Here is a 15,341-nt window from a genome sequence, read left to right as displayed (position 1 = left end):
CGAGGTACGCATGCCAGTATCGCGCGCCGCGAGGCGTGCGCGATCAAGCGGGTCGGCGGCGCGGGCGCCGAAGACGCCCCGTCGAGGTGCGCCTTCCCCGACGCGAGGCCCGCCACGCGTCCGGATCCCCGGGATCGCGTACGGGTGTGCGTCGCCCGTACGGGGTGCGCGCCGTTCACCACGGTCGGCGGGCCCGCACTCATGGGCCCGCCGGGCTCCGGGACCCGAGAATCGGACCCGGCGGACAGGGCCCGCCCACCATCCGCGTCGGGGCGGTCCCTGTCCGCGCCCGACTCGCCAGCCCGCCGCCGTGTCCGCGGCGAGGGCGGCTCGGGGCCGAGGGATCGGGCGGGTGCAACACTGCCTCGCTCAGGCGTCGTCCGCAGGCAGTACGCGCATGGTGCGCAGCGGTGACAGGCAGTTCGGGAGGAAGCTCACCGTCATGCCGACCGCGCCGATCCACAAGGTCGTCGTCGCTCCGAACACGGTGCCCGACGCCCCGCCCAGGAGCGCGCCCAGCGGAAGGCCGCCCCAGGACACGCAGCGGGCTGTCGCGCTCATCCGGCCCAGGAGCCGATCCGGCGTGAGGGCCTGCTGGACGCTCGACTGGGCCACGACGCGGACGACTCCGCCCAGCGAGAGCGCCGCGAGGCCGATCGCCGCGACGCACACGCTCCAGCCGGGGCGCGCCAACGGCATCAGGGCTGTCGACGGACAGGTGACCAGCGGCGCGAGCCAGATGACCGGACCGGGTCCGACCCGCCGCGAGAGCCTCGTCGCCGAGAGAGCGCCGAGCAGGGCGCCACAGCCCATCCCCGACAGCATGAGGCCGATGCCGAAGGAGTCGAGCCCCAGTTCCCGCTCCAGAAAGACCAGCAGCATGGTCTGGTACATGACCAGAAAGAGGTTGAATATCGCGTCCCCCAGCACGGTCGCGCGCAGCACCGGCTGCGTGAGGACGAACTGCAAGCCCTCCGTGATCTCCCGAAGCAGCAGCGGATGCCCGCGCGGGCCCTCCCACGGCTCCGGCTCCGGCTTCTGTTCGTGCGTGCGGATGCCGATGGCCAGCAGGCCCGATGCGGCCATCCCCGCAGAACTCGCCAAGAGCGTTGCGGGGGCTCCGACCCAGCCGACCAGCGGACCGGCCACCGCGGGTCCGCCGATGCTCGTCACCGAACGGATGGCGGAAAGCATCGAGTTCCCCTCGACGAGATTTCCACGGCCCACCAAGTGCGGCAGGCAGCTGACGTACGCGACATCGAAGAACACGGTCAGCACGCCGTGGACCAGGGCGACGGCGTAGAGCCACCAGATGGTCAGCAGGTCTGCCCACCACGCCGTCGGAATCGTCAGGAGGACCAGCGCCCTCGCGAGATCGGTGCTGATCATCACCGACCGTTTCCGCATGCGGTCCACCCATGCGCCCGCCGGTAGCCCGACCAGGAGCGAGCCCGCCGTGGTCAGCGCGGTCAGCGCTCCGACCTGAAGTTCGTCCGCGTCCAGGGCCATGATGGCGACCAGCGGCAACGCCAGAAAGATGATGCGATCGCCCAACTGGCCGAGCGCCGTGGCGGCGAACAGACGCCCGAAGTCCGGATCACGCAGGAGTCCGAGCCGGATGGGGAAAGGTCGCTCCGCTCGTTTCAACGGCTACGGCCTGTCGACCACGAACTCGTAGGCCACTTCCCGGCGTACGTCCGCGATGACGATGTCGGCGGTCTCCACCGGACGGCCGTCGGTGTCGTAGATGGTCCGCTCGATCTGGAGCACCAGGTCCCCGACGCTGATCCCCAGCAGATTCGCCTGTGCCTGGGTGGCCCGGGCCGGGCGCGGAAGCTCGACCACGGTCTCGACGTCCACGCCGATGGAGCGCATGCGCTCGACCACCCCCTTTCCCGCGAGAGGGCCCCTCTCGGGCAGTACGATCGGTGTTCCGTCCGTGATGGCCATCGGCTCCCAGGACGCGGAGAGTTGGACGGGTCGGCCGTCGGCGAGGAATTCGTAGTGCGTGGTGACGCAGAGGTCTCCGGGACCGATCGCGAGCCGCTCGGCGATCGCCTCGGGGGCGGGGACGCGCGCCTGGCTGTGCGAATCCCAGGCGTTGGCCCCGCCCCGCTCCTCCATGCCGACGCGGGAAGGGAGGCCGCCCCGGCTCCGGCGGTGTCGTGAGCGGACCATTCGCAGTCGCTCGTGCGGCGTCCGGACGTAGGTGCCGGATCCCGCGCGTCCTTCTAGGAGGCCGCTGGACATCAAGCGGTCCACGGCTCTGTGCGTGACGTTGCGCCCGACCCCGTACTCCTCGGCGAGCCGCGCCCGGGACGGCAGTCGCTCGCCGACCGCCCACTCTCCCGCGAGGATCCGTGCGCGCAGCGAGTCGGCCACGGCAAGGTACGGCGCCTCTCGGGGCATGGGCGACTCTCCGGGGGCTCTGCTGCGGGGCAGCGGGTGACTGACGGCGACGTCGGCAAGCTACTTCACCCCCGGAAAGCTGCTGGAGTAGAAATACGCTCGGTGCGCCCCGCCGACGCAGGTCGGTCGTCCTCACGGTTCTGCACAGTTCCGCTTCACGGTTGCGTGTAAGCGCGCAAGCAGTACCCCAGGCCGTCCAGGAGGCTGAAGCCGAGTGAGTTCCTTACCACTACCGTGTCGTCCGGGCGTGGGCATTTGCCGTGTGCGTCCGTCGTGTCGACGATCTTGCCGTCGGGGGCGGTCTCCGCGCCTTCGCAGGGGACCTCCTCGTACTTCTCTCCCGTGTCCGAGGCCTCCAGGCACTCGCCGACGTCGATGTCCATGCTGCCGCCGCCCGGTTCGCCGGGGTGCGGGGCCTTGAGGGTGCGCACACAGGCGTAGCCCACACCGCTCGCGTACTTGACGTAGTCGCGTGAGCCCGCGATCTCCCATCCGGGTTCGCCGATGATGCCCAGCACGTCGTCCGTGGCGTTGGGGCTCGGCGTAGGAGCCCATCCGTTGCCGAGACCGTAGTCAGGTCTCAGCACTCCGGGCATTTCGGCCCGAAAGGTCCGTCTCGTCACCAGAGCGTCAGGGACTCGGCTTGAGGACGGTCTCTCGCTTCTGTCTGCCGCTGGTGCGGCAGGATTGCGCCACCTGCCCGCCCCGCCTCCGCCTTGCGGCGGGGGCGGGCGGCGCGGGTCTTCTGGTCGGCTCCACGAGGCTTCGACGCCACCGAGGTGGTGTCCTGGTCTCCGGCCACTCCGGTACCAGCTACTACGGCTGCCGCGAGTGCGGCGAGGTTGAGTGCGGCGTTGTCGTCCCGGTCGATGACCAGGCCGCAGGCGTCGCATTCGTACGTCCGGACGTGCAGCGGCAGCTTGGCTTTCACCGCGCCGCATCCGGAGCAGGTCTTCGAGGACGGGTACCAGCGGTCGGCCACCATCATGCGGGTGGCGTGGCGCTGGTGGGTCTTGTAGGTGAGCTGGCGGCGGATCTCGCCGAATCCGGCGTCGGCGATCCGGCGGGCCAGGCGCCGGTTGCGGAGCATGCCGGCGACGTTGAGGTCTTCGACCACGACGGTGCCGTACTCGGCCGCGACGCCCGTGGTGAGCTTGTGCAGGGCGTCTTCGCGGAGGTTCGCCACCCGGTGGTGCACGCGGTTGCGGGCGGCGTTGGCTTTCTCCCACCGCTTCGACGGCTTGCGTCCGGTCCTGCGGTCGGGGCCCTGGCGTCGGGAGACGACGCGGGAGGCGGGGCGCAACTGGTTGCGCGCGGCGTCGTAGTGCCCGGGATTCGCAACGGTGCGGATCTCGCCAGTGCTGTCGGCCATGACCGCGAGGGTTTTCACCCCGAGGTCGATGCCGACCGCCACGTCCGGGCGGGCCACGCGTTCGAGGTCGCGCTTGACCTCGGCCTGGAAGGAGACGAACCAGCGTCCGCGTTCGTGGCGCACCGTGGCGGACAGGATCCGAGCCGTGCCCGCGTTCATGTGGTTGAGGAGCTCGACGGCGGGTTCGTGGGTGCGGAGTGTGCCCAGCCGGGGCAGCGTCACATGCCGACCATCGCGCTCGACGCGGATCGTGCCGGTGGTGAACCGGCAGGCAAGGCGCGCCTTCCGCTTCGACTTGAACCGCGGCGCGCCTATCCGCTTACCGCGCCGTTTGCCCTGCTTGGACTTCGCGTAGTTGTCGAACGCGGCGGACGCGTTGGCCAGCCCGATGGAGTACGCCTCCTTGGAGTTGGCCTCCCACCAGGCCACGAACCTCGGATCGATGTGCTTGGCGGCGTTGAACGCCTTCCGCAGCGACGGCAGCGACCACGGCCGCCACTGGGTCAGCTGTGCCTCGGCGATGCCGTAGGACTCCTCCGCGCGGCGCTGCCACCACGACGCCGACACCCAGCCCACCGCCCAGTTGTAGGCGGCACGCGCCGCACCGCAGTGCGAGCGCAGCGCGGCATCCTGCACGGCGTTCGGGTCCAGCGCGAACCGGAACGCCTGCACCACGAACCCCGGCTGCGGCTGGAACTTCTTCACTCGGCGGCCTCGCCGGTCGCCACGGCCACCGCGCGGGCGGCGCGGTTCTTCGCCGCGCGGCGCCCGTACCGGCGCGCGCACATCGAGGTGAGTACCTCGGTGATGTCGCACACCAGGTCGTCAGCGGTCTCGGTGGGTTCAAGGACGACCAGCCGGCGCCCGGACACCGACAGCACGGCTTCGAGGTGCTCGACGCCGAACCGGGCCAGCCGGTCGCGGTGCTCGACCACGATCACCGCCGCTTGCGGGTCGGACAGCACCCGGTGCAGCTTGCGGCGCTGCCCGTTCAGCCCCGAGCCGACCTCGGTGACAACCTCGGAGACAGCCAGACCGAGCCCGTTCGCGCCGGACACGACCCGGGCGGCCTGCCGCTCAAGGTCGGCCTTCCGGTCAGCGGACGAGACACGGCAGTACGCCACCACACGCCCGGACGGCTGGACGGCGACCTCGTCGACCAGCCACGTCCCGGACGGCGCCTGGCGGACCGGGACGGGCATCTTCCCGTCCTTCACCCACCGCCAGGCGGTCTGGTAACTCACGCCCTGCTGACGGGCCCACTCCGAAAGCTTCACGAGACCAAAGTACGTGAGACACATGACTAGAAATGACTATGAATGAGTAGAAAATTTGTAGCAGCTCTCACCCACCCGGCCTCGGTGATGCGGCCGGCATGAAACCTCCGCGGCGGTCACGCAACCATCAACTCGACTGCTCCGTACGCGGGTTGGGATCACTGCACGCTGTGCAGCATGTTCCTTTGGAAAATGCCAAAGTCATGGATTCCGGCCGTTGTTTTCCGTAGCCTCAGCCTCGGAGGCACGACAACGCGCCGAAGGGACACCGGTCATGGCCGTCGAGGCCGAGGTTCTGCACGAACTGCACCGGCTGCGCGCCCGTATGCCGCAGCTGACGGGGGCGTTGGCGGCCAGCGTGGACGGTCTCGTCCTCGCCCAGGACATGCCGGACGTACAGCCGGAAGGGCTGGCCGCGCTCACCGCGGCGGCGCTCGGCGTCGGCAGCCGCATGGTCGACCTCGCGGCCCGCGGCGAGTTCCGCGAGCTGTTGGTGCGCGGAGCCGACGGCTACCTCGCGACGTACGCGGCCGGACCGAGCGCCGTTCTGACCCTGCTCGCCGACGACCGGGCCAACGTCGGACGGCTGCACCTGGAGGGGCGGCGCAGCGGTGCGCGCATCGCCGAACTGGTGGCGGCCGCCCGGTTCACGGACGACCGGCCCGTCGGCGCAGACGGCGAGCCCACCCCGCCGCCGGCCCGCGAACGACTCCTCGGGGCCCTGCCCATCCGTATCCCGCCGCAGTCCCGGCGCGAGCGCTGAGCCAGCCGCACCCGGAGCCCGTCACGCCGCGCCGTCCTCCGCCTCCGCCTCCGCCGAGGGCGCGCTGAAGCCGCCGGGGACGAGGCGCCGCGGCCCCACGGCCGGGGGCCTCGCCTCCGCGACCCGGGGGCGCGGCGGAGCGGACCGGCTCAGCACGCGCGCGTGAGGCAGCGACGCGGCGCACGCCGAGCAGACTTCGCTGAGCGTCCACACCTGGCCGACCGCCGGGTCGTGCCGCAGCACGAGGACGACCGCGCCCGCGCAGGTCACCCGGGCGCCCTCGTGCAGCGCGCACCGCTGGCGGCGGCACCAGCAGGCGGCGTCGGGATGCACCGCGGCCGCCTTGGCGTGCGCGGCCGCGTGGGCCACCGCGAAGCGGCGCAGGGCCGGCAGGTCCCGCGAGCGCGGCGGCATCGCGCACGCCGAGGAGCAGGTGACCGAGGCAGTGCGGTCCCGGTGCCCGACCACACGGATCGTCCAGCAGCGGCCCGGGCGGCGGGCCGAGGGCGAGGGGGCGTCAGGGTGCATAAGAGCCAAAGCACTTGTCCTTCGTGGGCAGAGGGGAGGGAGAGGGGAGGGAAGTGAGCGAGCGGGGTGCGAGCGGGGGTGCGAGTGGGGAGCGGTCCGGGTTCCGGCACGGCCAGGCACGGCCAGGCAGGCCCGGTACGGCCCACCGGATGTGACCTCGTTCACAGCATGCCCGTGGCCCCGCGGACCATTCGCGGTGTGCCCCCTCTGGCCGACACACCGGCTGTCGGTCGGTACCCCTAAGCTCCCTCCCATGAGCACAGGGGGACCCCACAGACGCGTCGTCGACGGCCGTTTCGAACTGGTGAAGCGACTCGGCGGCGGAGGCATGGGCCTGGTGTGGCGGGCCCACGATCTGGCGCTGCACCGGGACGTGGCCGTGAAGGAGGTCCGGCCCCCGGACCCGGACCTGGCCGAATACGACCCCGAGGGCGCCCGCACCCTGCGGGAGCGCGTCCTGCGGGAGGCCCGCGCGCTGGCCCGCGTCCACCACCCCAACGTCGTCACCATCCATCACATCGTCGACGGCGGCGAGCACACGTATCCGTGGATCGTGATGGAGCTGGTCAAGGGCGGTTCGCTCCAGGACCGGCTCCAGCAGGGCCCGATGACCCCGATCGAGGCCGCACGGCTGGGGCGCGAGGTGCTGTCCGCGCTGCGCGCCGCGCACGCCGTCGGCATCGAACACCGCGATGTGAAACCCGCCAACGTCCTGCTGCGCCCCGACGGACGGCCCGTGCTCACCGACTTCGGCATCGCCGCGATCCGGGAGTCCGCCAGTCTCACCGCCACCGGCGCCGTCATCGGCTCGCCCGACTTCATGGCCCCGGAACGGGTCAGGGGCAAGGAGGGCGGTCCCGCCGCCGACCTCTGGTCGCTGGCGATGCTGCTGTACGTCGCCGTGGAGGGCCACCATCCGCTGCGCCGGGAGAGCACGCTCGCCACGCTGGCCGCCGTGCTCGGCGAGGACGTTCCCGCGCCGGTCCGCGCCGGTCCGCTCACCGGCGTCCTGACGGCACTGCTCGTCCGGGACCCGCAGGCCCGCCCCGAGGCGGCGGAGGTCGACCGGATGCTCGCGGCCGTGATCGACGGCCGGCCGCAGCCGCAGCCGCAGTCGTCGACGCCGGAGACCGCCGGACACGCCGCGACGCCGACGTCCTACCCGCTCTTCCCGCCCGCGGCGGCGGCCGTCGCCGATGTGACGCCCGCCCCGCACCCCCACCTCACCACCGCCCCGAACGCCGGCTCCCCGCCACGAGCGCGCCGGGCCCGTGTCATGGCCGTCACCGGAGCCGTCGTCGCCACAGCGCTGACGGGCACCCTGGTCTGGTCGCTGCTCCCGCAGACGAAGACCGACGACCGGAGCAGCGGCAGCGGCAGTGGCGCCGGCGGCACGGCGTCGGCGAGTGCCTCGGTCTCGCCCAGCGCGAAGCAGACGTCCGGATCGTCCGGATCGTCCGGGGCCTCCTCCGGCGGAGTCTCCGCGGAGAAGGTCGACCTGCTCGACGCGGACGGCGTCAAGACGGCCGTCGCGAAGCTGACCGCGGCCATGGGGACCACGAAGGTCACCAGCTTCACCGTGTACGGGGAGTACGCCATGGCCAACGCCCCGGTCCCCGGCCACCCCAAGCTCTACGACCGGTACACCTACCGGGGCGGGGACGTCGCGGTGAAGGACGGACCGGGCGGCACGATCATGAGGGGAGCGGTCCCCGTCGACCTCGGCATCTTCGACTGGGACGCCGTGCCCGCGCTGCTGGCCAAGGCCGACACCACCCTCAACATCGCGGAGCCCACGGCGCGCTACCTGTCGATCAGCCCCGCCTCCACCATTTTCGACAGTGATCCGTCGATGAGCGTCTACCTGTCCGACGACTACGGCAGCGCCTGGATCGAGGCCGATGTGCACGGTCGGGTGATAGAGACCCACCCCCGCGACGACGGCTGACCCGGTTCCTTCCGTCAGCGGCTGAAGACGCCGAGTCCGTTCTCGTCGAAGGCCTCCACGGTCACCTGTGTCGCCTTGCCGTCCCGGTCGCCCCGGAAGGTGACGCCGGACAGCCCGACGGCGTTCTCGCCGACGGTCGCGAAGCTGAAGGTGTCCCCGTCGTAGTGGGTCAGCCGGAACGTCGTCGGCTTCGGGCCCAGCCGCATGGTCAGTTCGCCGCCCGACACGGAGACCGTCAGCGGACCGTAGTAGCGGTTGGCGTACGTCCCGGTGTAGGCGGCGTCGGGGCGGGCCGCGGCCGCGTCGGCGGGCGGCTCGGAGTAGTCGGTGGGCGAGCGCTCCGCGTCCTCCTGCTGCGCGTAGACCTTCCCGATCAGGTCGAGCCAGTCGGTCGTGGGCTTCCCGTGCTCGGCGGTGTCGAAGAAGTTCTGCGCGATGGAGTCGGCGAGACCGACGGGCTTGCCGTTGGTGAGGACCACGATGCCCAGTTCCTCGCCGGGAAGCATCGTCACGTTGGTGTTCGCGCCGAGCGCGAAGGCGCCCGAGTGGCTCAGGCGCAGCCGGCCGAGGTCGTCGTAGCTCACGTTCCAGCCGAGGCCGTAGAAGCCGGTGCGGCCCGCAGGCGCCGGCGGGGGCTGGGAGACGATCGCGGGGACGTGGGTGTGTTCGAGCTGCTCGGCCGGGATGATCTGCTCGCCGTCGAGCTTGCCGTTCGCCAGCTGCAGGCGCAGCCAGCGGGACATGTCACGGGCCGAGGAACTGGCGCCGCCCGCCGGGGCCTGGGCGTCGGCGTCGCGCACGTACTGGGCCTTCCAGACGCCGTCGGCGGCCTGGACGTGCACGTCGGCCCGGTTCTTCGCGGCCTGGTAGTCGGCGAAGAGATAGCTGCTGGAGTCCATTCCGGCGGGCTTGTAGAGGGTGTCCTCGGCGAGCTTCTCCCAGGTCGTGCCCGCGGCGTCGGCGACCGCCTGCCCGGCCGCCGTCGGCCCGTAGTTGGTGTAGGCGTACGAGGCGCGGAACGGGGTGAGCGGCTCGTACCGCAGGTGGTTCAGGATGTAGGTGCGGTCGTAGCCGAGGTCCTCCAGCAGGTCGCCCGCGTGGTCGGGCAGGCCGCTGCGGTGGGAGAGCAGGTCGGCCACCGTCACCTGCCGTGTGACCCAGGGGTCCTTGAGGGCGAAGCCGGGCAGCCGGCCGGCCACGGGGTCGTCCCAGCCGATGGTCTTGTCGCCCACCGATCCGGCGATGACGGTCGACGTCAGCGGCTTGGACAGCGACGCGAGCTCGAACACCGTGTCCGGGTCGATCTGCGCGGACCGCCCGGCGTGCCGGACGCCGAAGCCCTTCAGGTAGACGACCTTGTCCTTGTACACGACGCCGACGGCGACCCCGGGCACGCCCGTGCGGTCCATCCCGGCCCGCACGAGGGAGTCGAGCTTGCCGACGGCCGCGTCCACCTCCGACCCGGTCAGCTGCGGAGGCGGCTGGGGCGGCGGAGCGGCGGCGAGTGCGCCCGGGACGACGAGGAGCGGCGCCAGCGCCAGGGCCGCCGCCCGGAGCCTCCCTCGGCGGTGCCGCGTCCCGCGTCGAACACTCATACCGACCATTCAACGCCTCACCGCGAAGGGTGTCCTGCTGAGCGGCGGCCACACGGTGTGCCGTCGTGCCGACAGTCCGTGCCGACAGTCCGTGCCGACAGTCCGTGCCGGCCGGCCCCGACTCGGTTCAGTGGGGGAACGCCCGAGGCTGCCGCAGGACGGGCAGCCCGTCCCGGAACTCCTCGATGCGGGTGCTGATCTGACGCATGAGGACGGTGTCCGCCAGGCGGTCCAGGTAGAGGTTGCGGCGGGCCAGCCCCACGGCGTCTACGCAGAAGTACACCGCCATCAGCGGGTTCACGAACAGCTCGCTGTCGCGGGTCCGCTCGGTGAAGCGCACATCGCCGAAGTCACCGCGCACGGCGGCGGCGACCGAGCCGTTGACGATGCTCGGGTGGCCGGGCGTGCAGGCCTGGGCGTCGGCGACCGCGTCGAGGTAGAGCGCGCCCTCCGCGCTGTCGCGGGGGAGGGAGAATGCGCCGAGGTAGGCGCCCTCGCGGTCGAGCGCGGCCAGGTTCTCCAGGGCGAGGGAGTGGTTCACCCCGTGGTAGGCGTCCACGCCGAAGCCGAGGCAGGCCACCAGCCGCTGCGGCACGTCGTCGAGGCCCTGCACGGCCGCCAGGCTGGCCATGTCCTCCTCGGGCGTGCCCAGACCGTGCTCGTCGCCCCGCATCAGGATGTCCGTGCCGCCGTCCACCAGGACGACGGCGTCCACCCCGCCGAGATGGTCGACGAGCGCCCGGTAGGCGGCCCGCAGCGGCGCCACGCCGGTGCGCGGGAAGGCGTACACGGTGGCGGGGAGGTCCTGCCGGTCGAGCCAGCGGGCCAGGGTGCGCTCGGGGAAGTAGTCGCCGTGGGCGGGGACTTCGGGCCCGACGGCCGCGACGTCCGGCTGCAGCCAGAACTCGGTGGGCAGGCCGTACAGGTCGGCGAAGGAGAGGTTGGCCAGATGGACTTCCTTGCCCGCCGACCGCAGGGCGAGCGCCAGCGGAAGGCCAGCGTACACGTCGAAACCGCCGCCCGCACCCGCGACGAGCACCCGGCGCGCGTCGCGCAGCCGGGTGAAGAGGGGAGGCTCGTGGAGAGAGAACACCCCGGGAAGCTAACAGGCGGGGGCCCGGTCGGCCGAGGCCTTTCCGAGCCCCCCGGTGCGGCGGTTACGCGCCGCTCTCCCGCAGCATGTCCTCGCGCTCGACGATCTTCACGCGCTCGCGGCCCTGCGGCTCGCCCAGCGCCTTCTCGGCGGCGTCCAGCTTGTACCAGCCCTCCCAGGTGGTGAAGCGGACCTCGCGCTCGGCGAGGAACGCGTCCACGGCCTGCGGCTCGGGCGAAGCCGGCGTGTGCAGACGGCCGTTCGCGTGGTCGGCCAGCAGGTTGGACACCGTCTCGTTGGCGTCGCCCTTGGTGTGGCCGATCAGACCGACCGGGCCGCGCCGGATCCAGCCCGTGACGTACGTGGACTGGAGGTGCTCGCCGCTCTCCTGGATGACCCGGCCGCCCTCGTCCGGGACCGTGCCCGAGTCGAGGTCCCAGGGCAGCTTGGGCAGCTTGTCGGAGAGGTAGCCGACGGCGCGGTAGATCGCCGTGACGTCCCAGTCCTTGAACTCGCCGGTGCCCTTGACGTTGCCGGTGCCGTCCAGCGCGGTGCGCTCGGTGCGCAGGCCCACGACCTTGCCGTCCTCGCCGAGGATCTCCGTCGGGGACTCGAAGAAGTGCAGGAACAGCTTGTGCGGGCGGTCGCCGACATCGCGGATCGCCCAGTTCTCCAGCGTCTTGGCGACCATGTCGGCCTGCTTGTTGCCGCGCCGCGTCGCGATCGAGCCGTCGTCGTAGTCGATGTCCTCGGGGTCGACGACGACCTCGATGTTGGGGGAGTGGTCCAGCTCCCGCAGCTCCATCGGCGAGAACTTCGCCTGCGCCGGGCCACGGCGGCCGAAGACGTGGACCTCCAGCGCCTTGTTGGCCTTCAGGCCCTCGTGGACGTTGGCCGGTATCTCCGTCGGCAGCAGTTCGTCCGCCGTCTTGGCCAGGACGCGGGCCACGTCGAGCGCGACGTTGCCGACGCCCAGGACCGCGACCTTCTCGGCGTGCAGCGGCCAGGTGCGCGGCACGTCCGGGTGGCCGTCGTACCAGGAGACGAAGTCCGCGGCGCCGTAGGAGCCGTCGAGGTCGATGCCCGGGATCGTCATCTCGCGGTCGGCCGTCGCGCCGGTCGAGAAGATCACGGCGTCGTAGAAGGCGCGCAGATCGTCCAGGCTGATGTCGGTCGGGTAGTCGACGTTGCCGAAGAGACGGATCTGCGGCTTGTCGAGGACCTGATGCAGGGCCGTGATGATGCCCTTGATGCGCGGGTGGTCCGGGGCGACGCCGTAGCGGATCAGGCCGAACGGGGCCGGCATGCGCTCGAAGAGGTCGATGGAGACACCGGGCTCGGCGGCCACATCGGACTTGAGCAGCGCGTCGGCGGCGTAGATCCCGGCGGGGCCGGCTCCGACAATGGCTACCCGCAGGGGGCGGGGCATGATCAGGTTCCCTTCGAGTGACGACAGATCGACTCGGGGGAAGCCTAAGCTAAGGCAAGCCTTACCCGGTACGCGGGTCCGGTCTATGGGCTCATAAACATCATTTATGAGTCATCCGGGGTCGGGCGGCCGGTCCGACGGCCCTCCGACGGTCGGTCCAACGCGCCTCGCGGCAGCGGCTGTTCGGCCCAGATGACCTTGCCCGTCGGGGTGTAGCGGGTGCCCCAGCGGTCTGTGAGCTGCGCCACGAGGAACAGGCCGCGCCCGCCCTCGTCGGTCATGGCCGCGTACCGCAGATGCGGCGAGGTGCTGCTGCCGTCGCAGACCTCGCAGATCAGGGTGCGGTCGCGCAGCAGCCGGACGCGCACCGGCGCGCTGCCGTAGCGGATCGCGTTGGTGACCAGCTCGCTCAGGATCAGTTCCGTCGTGAAGGACAGCTCCTCCAGGTCCCAGCGCGCCAGCTGCCGGGCCACCGCCGCCCGCACCTCACCGACCGCGGCCGGATCCACCGGCACCTCCCACTCGGCGACCCGGTCGGCGTCCAGCGCCCGGGTCCGCGCGACGATCAGCGCGATGTCGTCGTTCGGGCGGGGCGGCAGCAGGGCGTCCAGGACGGCCTGGCAGGTCTGCGCGGGCGAGCCGTCGGCGCCCCGCTCCAGGGCGGTGCGCAGCAGCTCCAGGCCGGTGTCGATGTCCCGCTCCCGGTCCTCCACCAGCCCGTCGGTGTACAGCACCAGCGAGCTGCCCTCGGCCAGCTCCAGCTCCACCGTCTCGAACGGCAGCCCGCCCAGCCCGAGCGGCAGCCCGGCGGGCACCTCGGGGTACTCGACCCGGCCGTCGGGATGGACCAGCGCCGGCGGCGGATGGCCGGCCCGCGCGATCGTGCAGCGCCGGGAGACCGGGTCGTAGATGGCGTACAGACAGGTCGCCCCGGAGACCGGCGCGCCCGCGCCGTCGTCCTCCTCGTCCTGGTCGATGCGCGCCACCAACTCGTCCAGCAGCCCCAGGAGTTCCTCGGGGGGCAGATCCAGCGCGGAGAAGTTGTGGACCGCGGTGCGCAGCCGCCCCATGGTGGCCGCCGCGTGCAGCCCGTGGCCCACCACGTCGCCGACGACCAGGGCGACCCGGGCCCCCGACAGCGGCAGCACGTCGAACCAGTCGCCGCCGACGCCCGCCTGCGCCGGGAGATAGCGGTAGGCGATGTCCAGGGCGTTCTGCGCGGGCAGGCTGCGGGGCAGCAGACTCCGTTGCAGCGTGACGGCCATGCCGTGCTCGCGGGTGAAGCGGCGCGCGTTGTCGATGGAGATCGCGGCCCGCGCCACCAGCTCCTCCGCGAGCGCCACCTCGTCCGGGTCGAAGGGGTCGGGCCGCTCCGAACGCCAGAAACTGACCACGCCCAGGATCAGCGACCCGGCCCGCACGGGCACGGTGATCAGCGAGTGGATGCCGAACTCCACGACCTGCTCGGTCCGCTCGAGGTCCTGCGCGCGCCACCCCGGCGACTCGGCGAGGTGGGCCTCCAGGACAGCCCGTTCCCCGTGCAGACTGCGGGCCTGCGGGGCGGAGTCCACGAACCGGATCCGCTCGCCCACCACATACAGCGGCGCGCCCTTGCGGATCCCGCTGATCGCCGTGCGCCGCAGCGCGCCCCGCGCCTCCGGCTCCTCGCCGTCCAGGACGGCGTCGAACAGGTCGACGGTCGTGAAGTCCGCGAACCTCGGCACGGCCAGCTCGGTCAGCTCCTCGGCGGTACGGGCCACGTCCAGGCTCGTCCCGATCCCCACCCCGGCCGCGTACAGCAGGTCGAGGCGCTCGCGAGCCGACTCCGCCCGGCCCGACAGGGCGCGCAGCTCGGTGGAGTCGCGCAGGGTGGCCACGCTGCCGGCCGGTCCGCCCGCCAGGTCGGTGGGCCGCTGGTTGATCGCGAGCAGCCGGTCCCCGACCAGATGCACCTCGTCCGTGACCATCCGCCCCGAGGCCAGCAGCTCGGCGGTGTCCTGGTCGAGGCCCAGGTCGACGACCTGCCGGCGTTCGGCGTCCGGGGGCAGGTCGAGCAGCCGCTGCGCCTCGTCGTTGGCGAGCAGCAGATCGCCCTCGTCGCCGACGATGATCACGCCTTCCCGCACGGCGTGCAGCACCGCGTCGTGGTGCTCGTACATACGGGTCATCTCGCGCGGTCCGAGTCCGTGCGTCTGGCGCAGCAGCCGGCGGCTGACCAGCGCCGTGCTCAGGGTGGCCAGGGCGAGGGCCACCGCGGCGCTGCCCAGGACGAGCGGCAGTTGGCGGTCGGCGTTGCCGCCGACATGCTCGGTGGTGATGCCGGACGACACCAGCCCGACCACCCGCCCGTCGGAGGCCTTCACCGGCACGACGGCCTGGACCAGCCTGCCGATGGTCCCGTTCACCTCCTCGACCACGACGCCGCCGTCCAGCGCGGGCTGGATGTTCCCGACGAACTTCTTGCCGATGCGGTCCGGCTTGGGGTGGGTGTAGCGGATGCCCTCGGTGTTCATGACGACGATGAAGTCCATGTCCGAGGCCTCACGGGCGGCCTCCGCCCGGGGCTGCAGGATCGCCGTCGGATCCGGGCTCGCCAGCGCCGCGACCATGCCCGGCGAGTTGGCGAACGTCTGGGCGACGGCGACGGAGCGGTTACGGGCCTCCTGGGTCGTGTCGTGCCGCACCTGGAGCAGCAGCGCCACGACTGCGGCCACGACCAGCAGCAGCACGACGACGACCTGCAGGACGAACACCTGCGCGGCGAGACTGCGCCCGCCCAGCGCGGACTCGGGAGTGCGCCGGCCCCGCTGGCCCCGGGGACGACGGGCCGGCCGGGCATCCGAGCGCCCCAGGAGTCGGACCATGTGCCATGTCTACACTGCCCGGCCGCGTGAGGCGAGAGGCGTCACAGAGGGTCACCGGCCGCG

At 72.0% G+C, this 15,341-nt stretch carries 12 protein-coding genes; 2 read left to right on the top strand and 10 right to left on the bottom strand.

Going from position 1 to position 15,341, the window contains the following annotated elements; genetic code table 11:
• Positions 1-369: 369 nt before the first annotated feature.
• From ACWD4O_RS20320 to ACWD4O_RS20300, 5 genes are all read right to left on the bottom strand, one after another.
• Entirely contained in the window at positions 370-1,647 is a 1,278-nt protein-coding gene (locus ACWD4O_RS20320) for an MFS transporter (RefSeq protein WP_451281534.1), read from the bottom strand.
• A 3-nt stretch (positions 1,648-1,650) separates the two neighbouring features.
• A complete protein-coding gene (locus tag ACWD4O_RS20315) occupies positions 1,651-2,409 on the bottom strand; it encodes a GntR family transcriptional regulator (protein ID WP_451281532.1) in 759 nt (252 codons plus the stop codon).
• A 155-nt stretch (positions 2,410-2,564) separates the two neighbouring features.
• A complete protein-coding gene (locus ACWD4O_RS20310) occupies positions 2,565-2,996 on the bottom strand; it encodes a hypothetical protein (RefSeq protein ID WP_451281530.1) in 432 nt (143 codons plus the stop codon).
• Between the two features lie 32 nt (positions 2,997-3,028).
• Positions 3,029-4,486 (bottom strand): IS607 family element RNA-guided endonuclease TnpB, encoded by a 1,458-nt coding sequence (gene tnpB / locus ACWD4O_RS20305; protein ID WP_451281529.1) that lies wholly within the window; start codon positions 4,484-4,486, stop codon positions 3,029-3,031.
• Positions 4,483-5,058 (bottom strand): IS607 family transposase, encoded by a 576-nt coding sequence (locus ACWD4O_RS20300; RefSeq protein ID WP_451281527.1) that lies wholly within the window; start codon positions 5,056-5,058, stop codon positions 4,483-4,485. Before ACWD4O_RS20300 ends, tnpB begins: the two co-directional genes overlap by 4 nt.
• Positions 5,059-5,332: 274 nt before the next feature.
• Between ACWD4O_RS20300 and ACWD4O_RS20295 the strand changes: the two genes are divergently transcribed.
• Positions 5,333-5,821: a roadblock/LC7 domain-containing protein gene (locus tag ACWD4O_RS20295; RefSeq protein WP_451281526.1), complete on the top strand. Its 489-nt coding sequence runs from the start codon at positions 5,333-5,335 to the stop codon at positions 5,819-5,821.
• Positions 5,822-5,842: 21 nt separating this feature from the next.
• Here the strand turns inward: ACWD4O_RS20295 and ACWD4O_RS20290 are convergent, their stop codons facing one another.
• Complete coding sequence (locus tag ACWD4O_RS20290; protein WP_451281524.1) at positions 5,843-6,349, bottom strand: hypothetical protein; 507 nt, start codon at positions 6,347-6,349, stop codon at positions 5,843-5,845.
• A gap of 253 nt (positions 6,350-6,602) precedes the next feature.
• Between ACWD4O_RS20290 and ACWD4O_RS20285 the strand changes: the two genes are divergently transcribed.
• The gene (locus ACWD4O_RS20285) at positions 6,603-8,297 is read left to right on the top strand and encodes a serine/threonine-protein kinase (RefSeq protein ID WP_451281522.1); all 1,695 of its coding nucleotides are present in this window, start codon (positions 6,603-6,605) and stop codon (positions 8,295-8,297) included.
• Positions 8,298-8,311: 14 nt separating this feature from the next.
• Here the strand turns inward: ACWD4O_RS20285 and ACWD4O_RS20280 are convergent, their stop codons facing one another.
• The 4 genes from ACWD4O_RS20280 to ACWD4O_RS20265 form a co-directional block, all read right to left on the bottom strand.
• Positions 8,312-9,892, bottom strand: a complete 1,581-nt coding sequence (locus ACWD4O_RS20280) for a serine hydrolase (protein ID WP_451281520.1) — start codon at positions 9,890-9,892, stop codon at positions 8,312-8,314.
• 127 nt (positions 9,893-10,019) lie between these two features.
• On the bottom strand, positions 10,020-10,985 hold the full coding sequence (locus ACWD4O_RS20275; RefSeq protein ID WP_451281518.1) for a DUF1152 domain-containing protein: 966 nt from the start codon (positions 10,983-10,985) through the stop codon (positions 10,020-10,022).
• A 64-nt stretch (positions 10,986-11,049) separates the two neighbouring features.
• Complete coding sequence (locus tag ACWD4O_RS20270) at positions 11,050-12,414, bottom strand: FAD-dependent oxidoreductase (RefSeq protein WP_451281517.1); 1,365 nt, start codon at positions 12,412-12,414, stop codon at positions 11,050-11,052.
• Positions 12,415-12,518: 104 nt separating this feature from the next.
• Complete coding sequence (locus tag ACWD4O_RS20265) at positions 12,519-15,278, bottom strand: SpoIIE family protein phosphatase (RefSeq protein ID WP_451281515.1); 2,760 nt, start codon at positions 15,276-15,278, stop codon at positions 12,519-12,521.
• Positions 15,279-15,341 lie beyond the last annotated feature (63 nt).

Source organism: Streptomyces sp. NPDC002623, from assembly GCF_053592635.1.
This window is presented reverse-complemented; position numbering and strand designations above follow the sequence as displayed.

What these genes read in the sequence shown, in the direction of transcription:
- ACWD4O_RS20315 (WP_451281532.1), bottom strand. Translation starts at nt 2,409, where the DNA reads ATGCCCCGAGAGGCGCCGTACCTTGCCGTGGCCGACTCGCTGCGCGCA.
- ACWD4O_RS20295 (WP_451281526.1), top strand. Translation starts at nt 5,333, where the DNA reads ATGGCCGTCGAGGCCGAGGTTCTGCACGAACTGCACCGGCTGCGCGCC.
- ACWD4O_RS20290 (WP_451281524.1), bottom strand. Translation starts at nt 6,349, where the DNA reads ATGCACCCTGACGCCCCCTCGCCCTCGGCCCGCCGCCCGGGCCGCTGC.
- ACWD4O_RS20285 (WP_451281522.1), top strand. Translation starts at nt 6,603, where the DNA reads ATGAGCACAGGGGGACCCCACAGACGCGTCGTCGACGGCCGTTTCGAA.
- ACWD4O_RS20280 (WP_451281520.1), bottom strand. Translation starts at nt 9,892, where the DNA reads ATGAGTGTTCGACGCGGGACGCGGCACCGCCGAGGGAGGCTCCGGGCG.
- ACWD4O_RS20270 (WP_451281517.1), bottom strand. Translation starts at nt 12,414, where the DNA reads ATGCCCCGCCCCCTGCGGGTAGCCATTGTCGGAGCCGGCCCCGCCGGG.
- ACWD4O_RS20265 (WP_451281515.1), bottom strand. Translation starts at nt 15,278, where the DNA reads ATGGTCCGACTCCTGGGGCGCTCGGATGCCCGGCCGGCCCGTCGTCCC.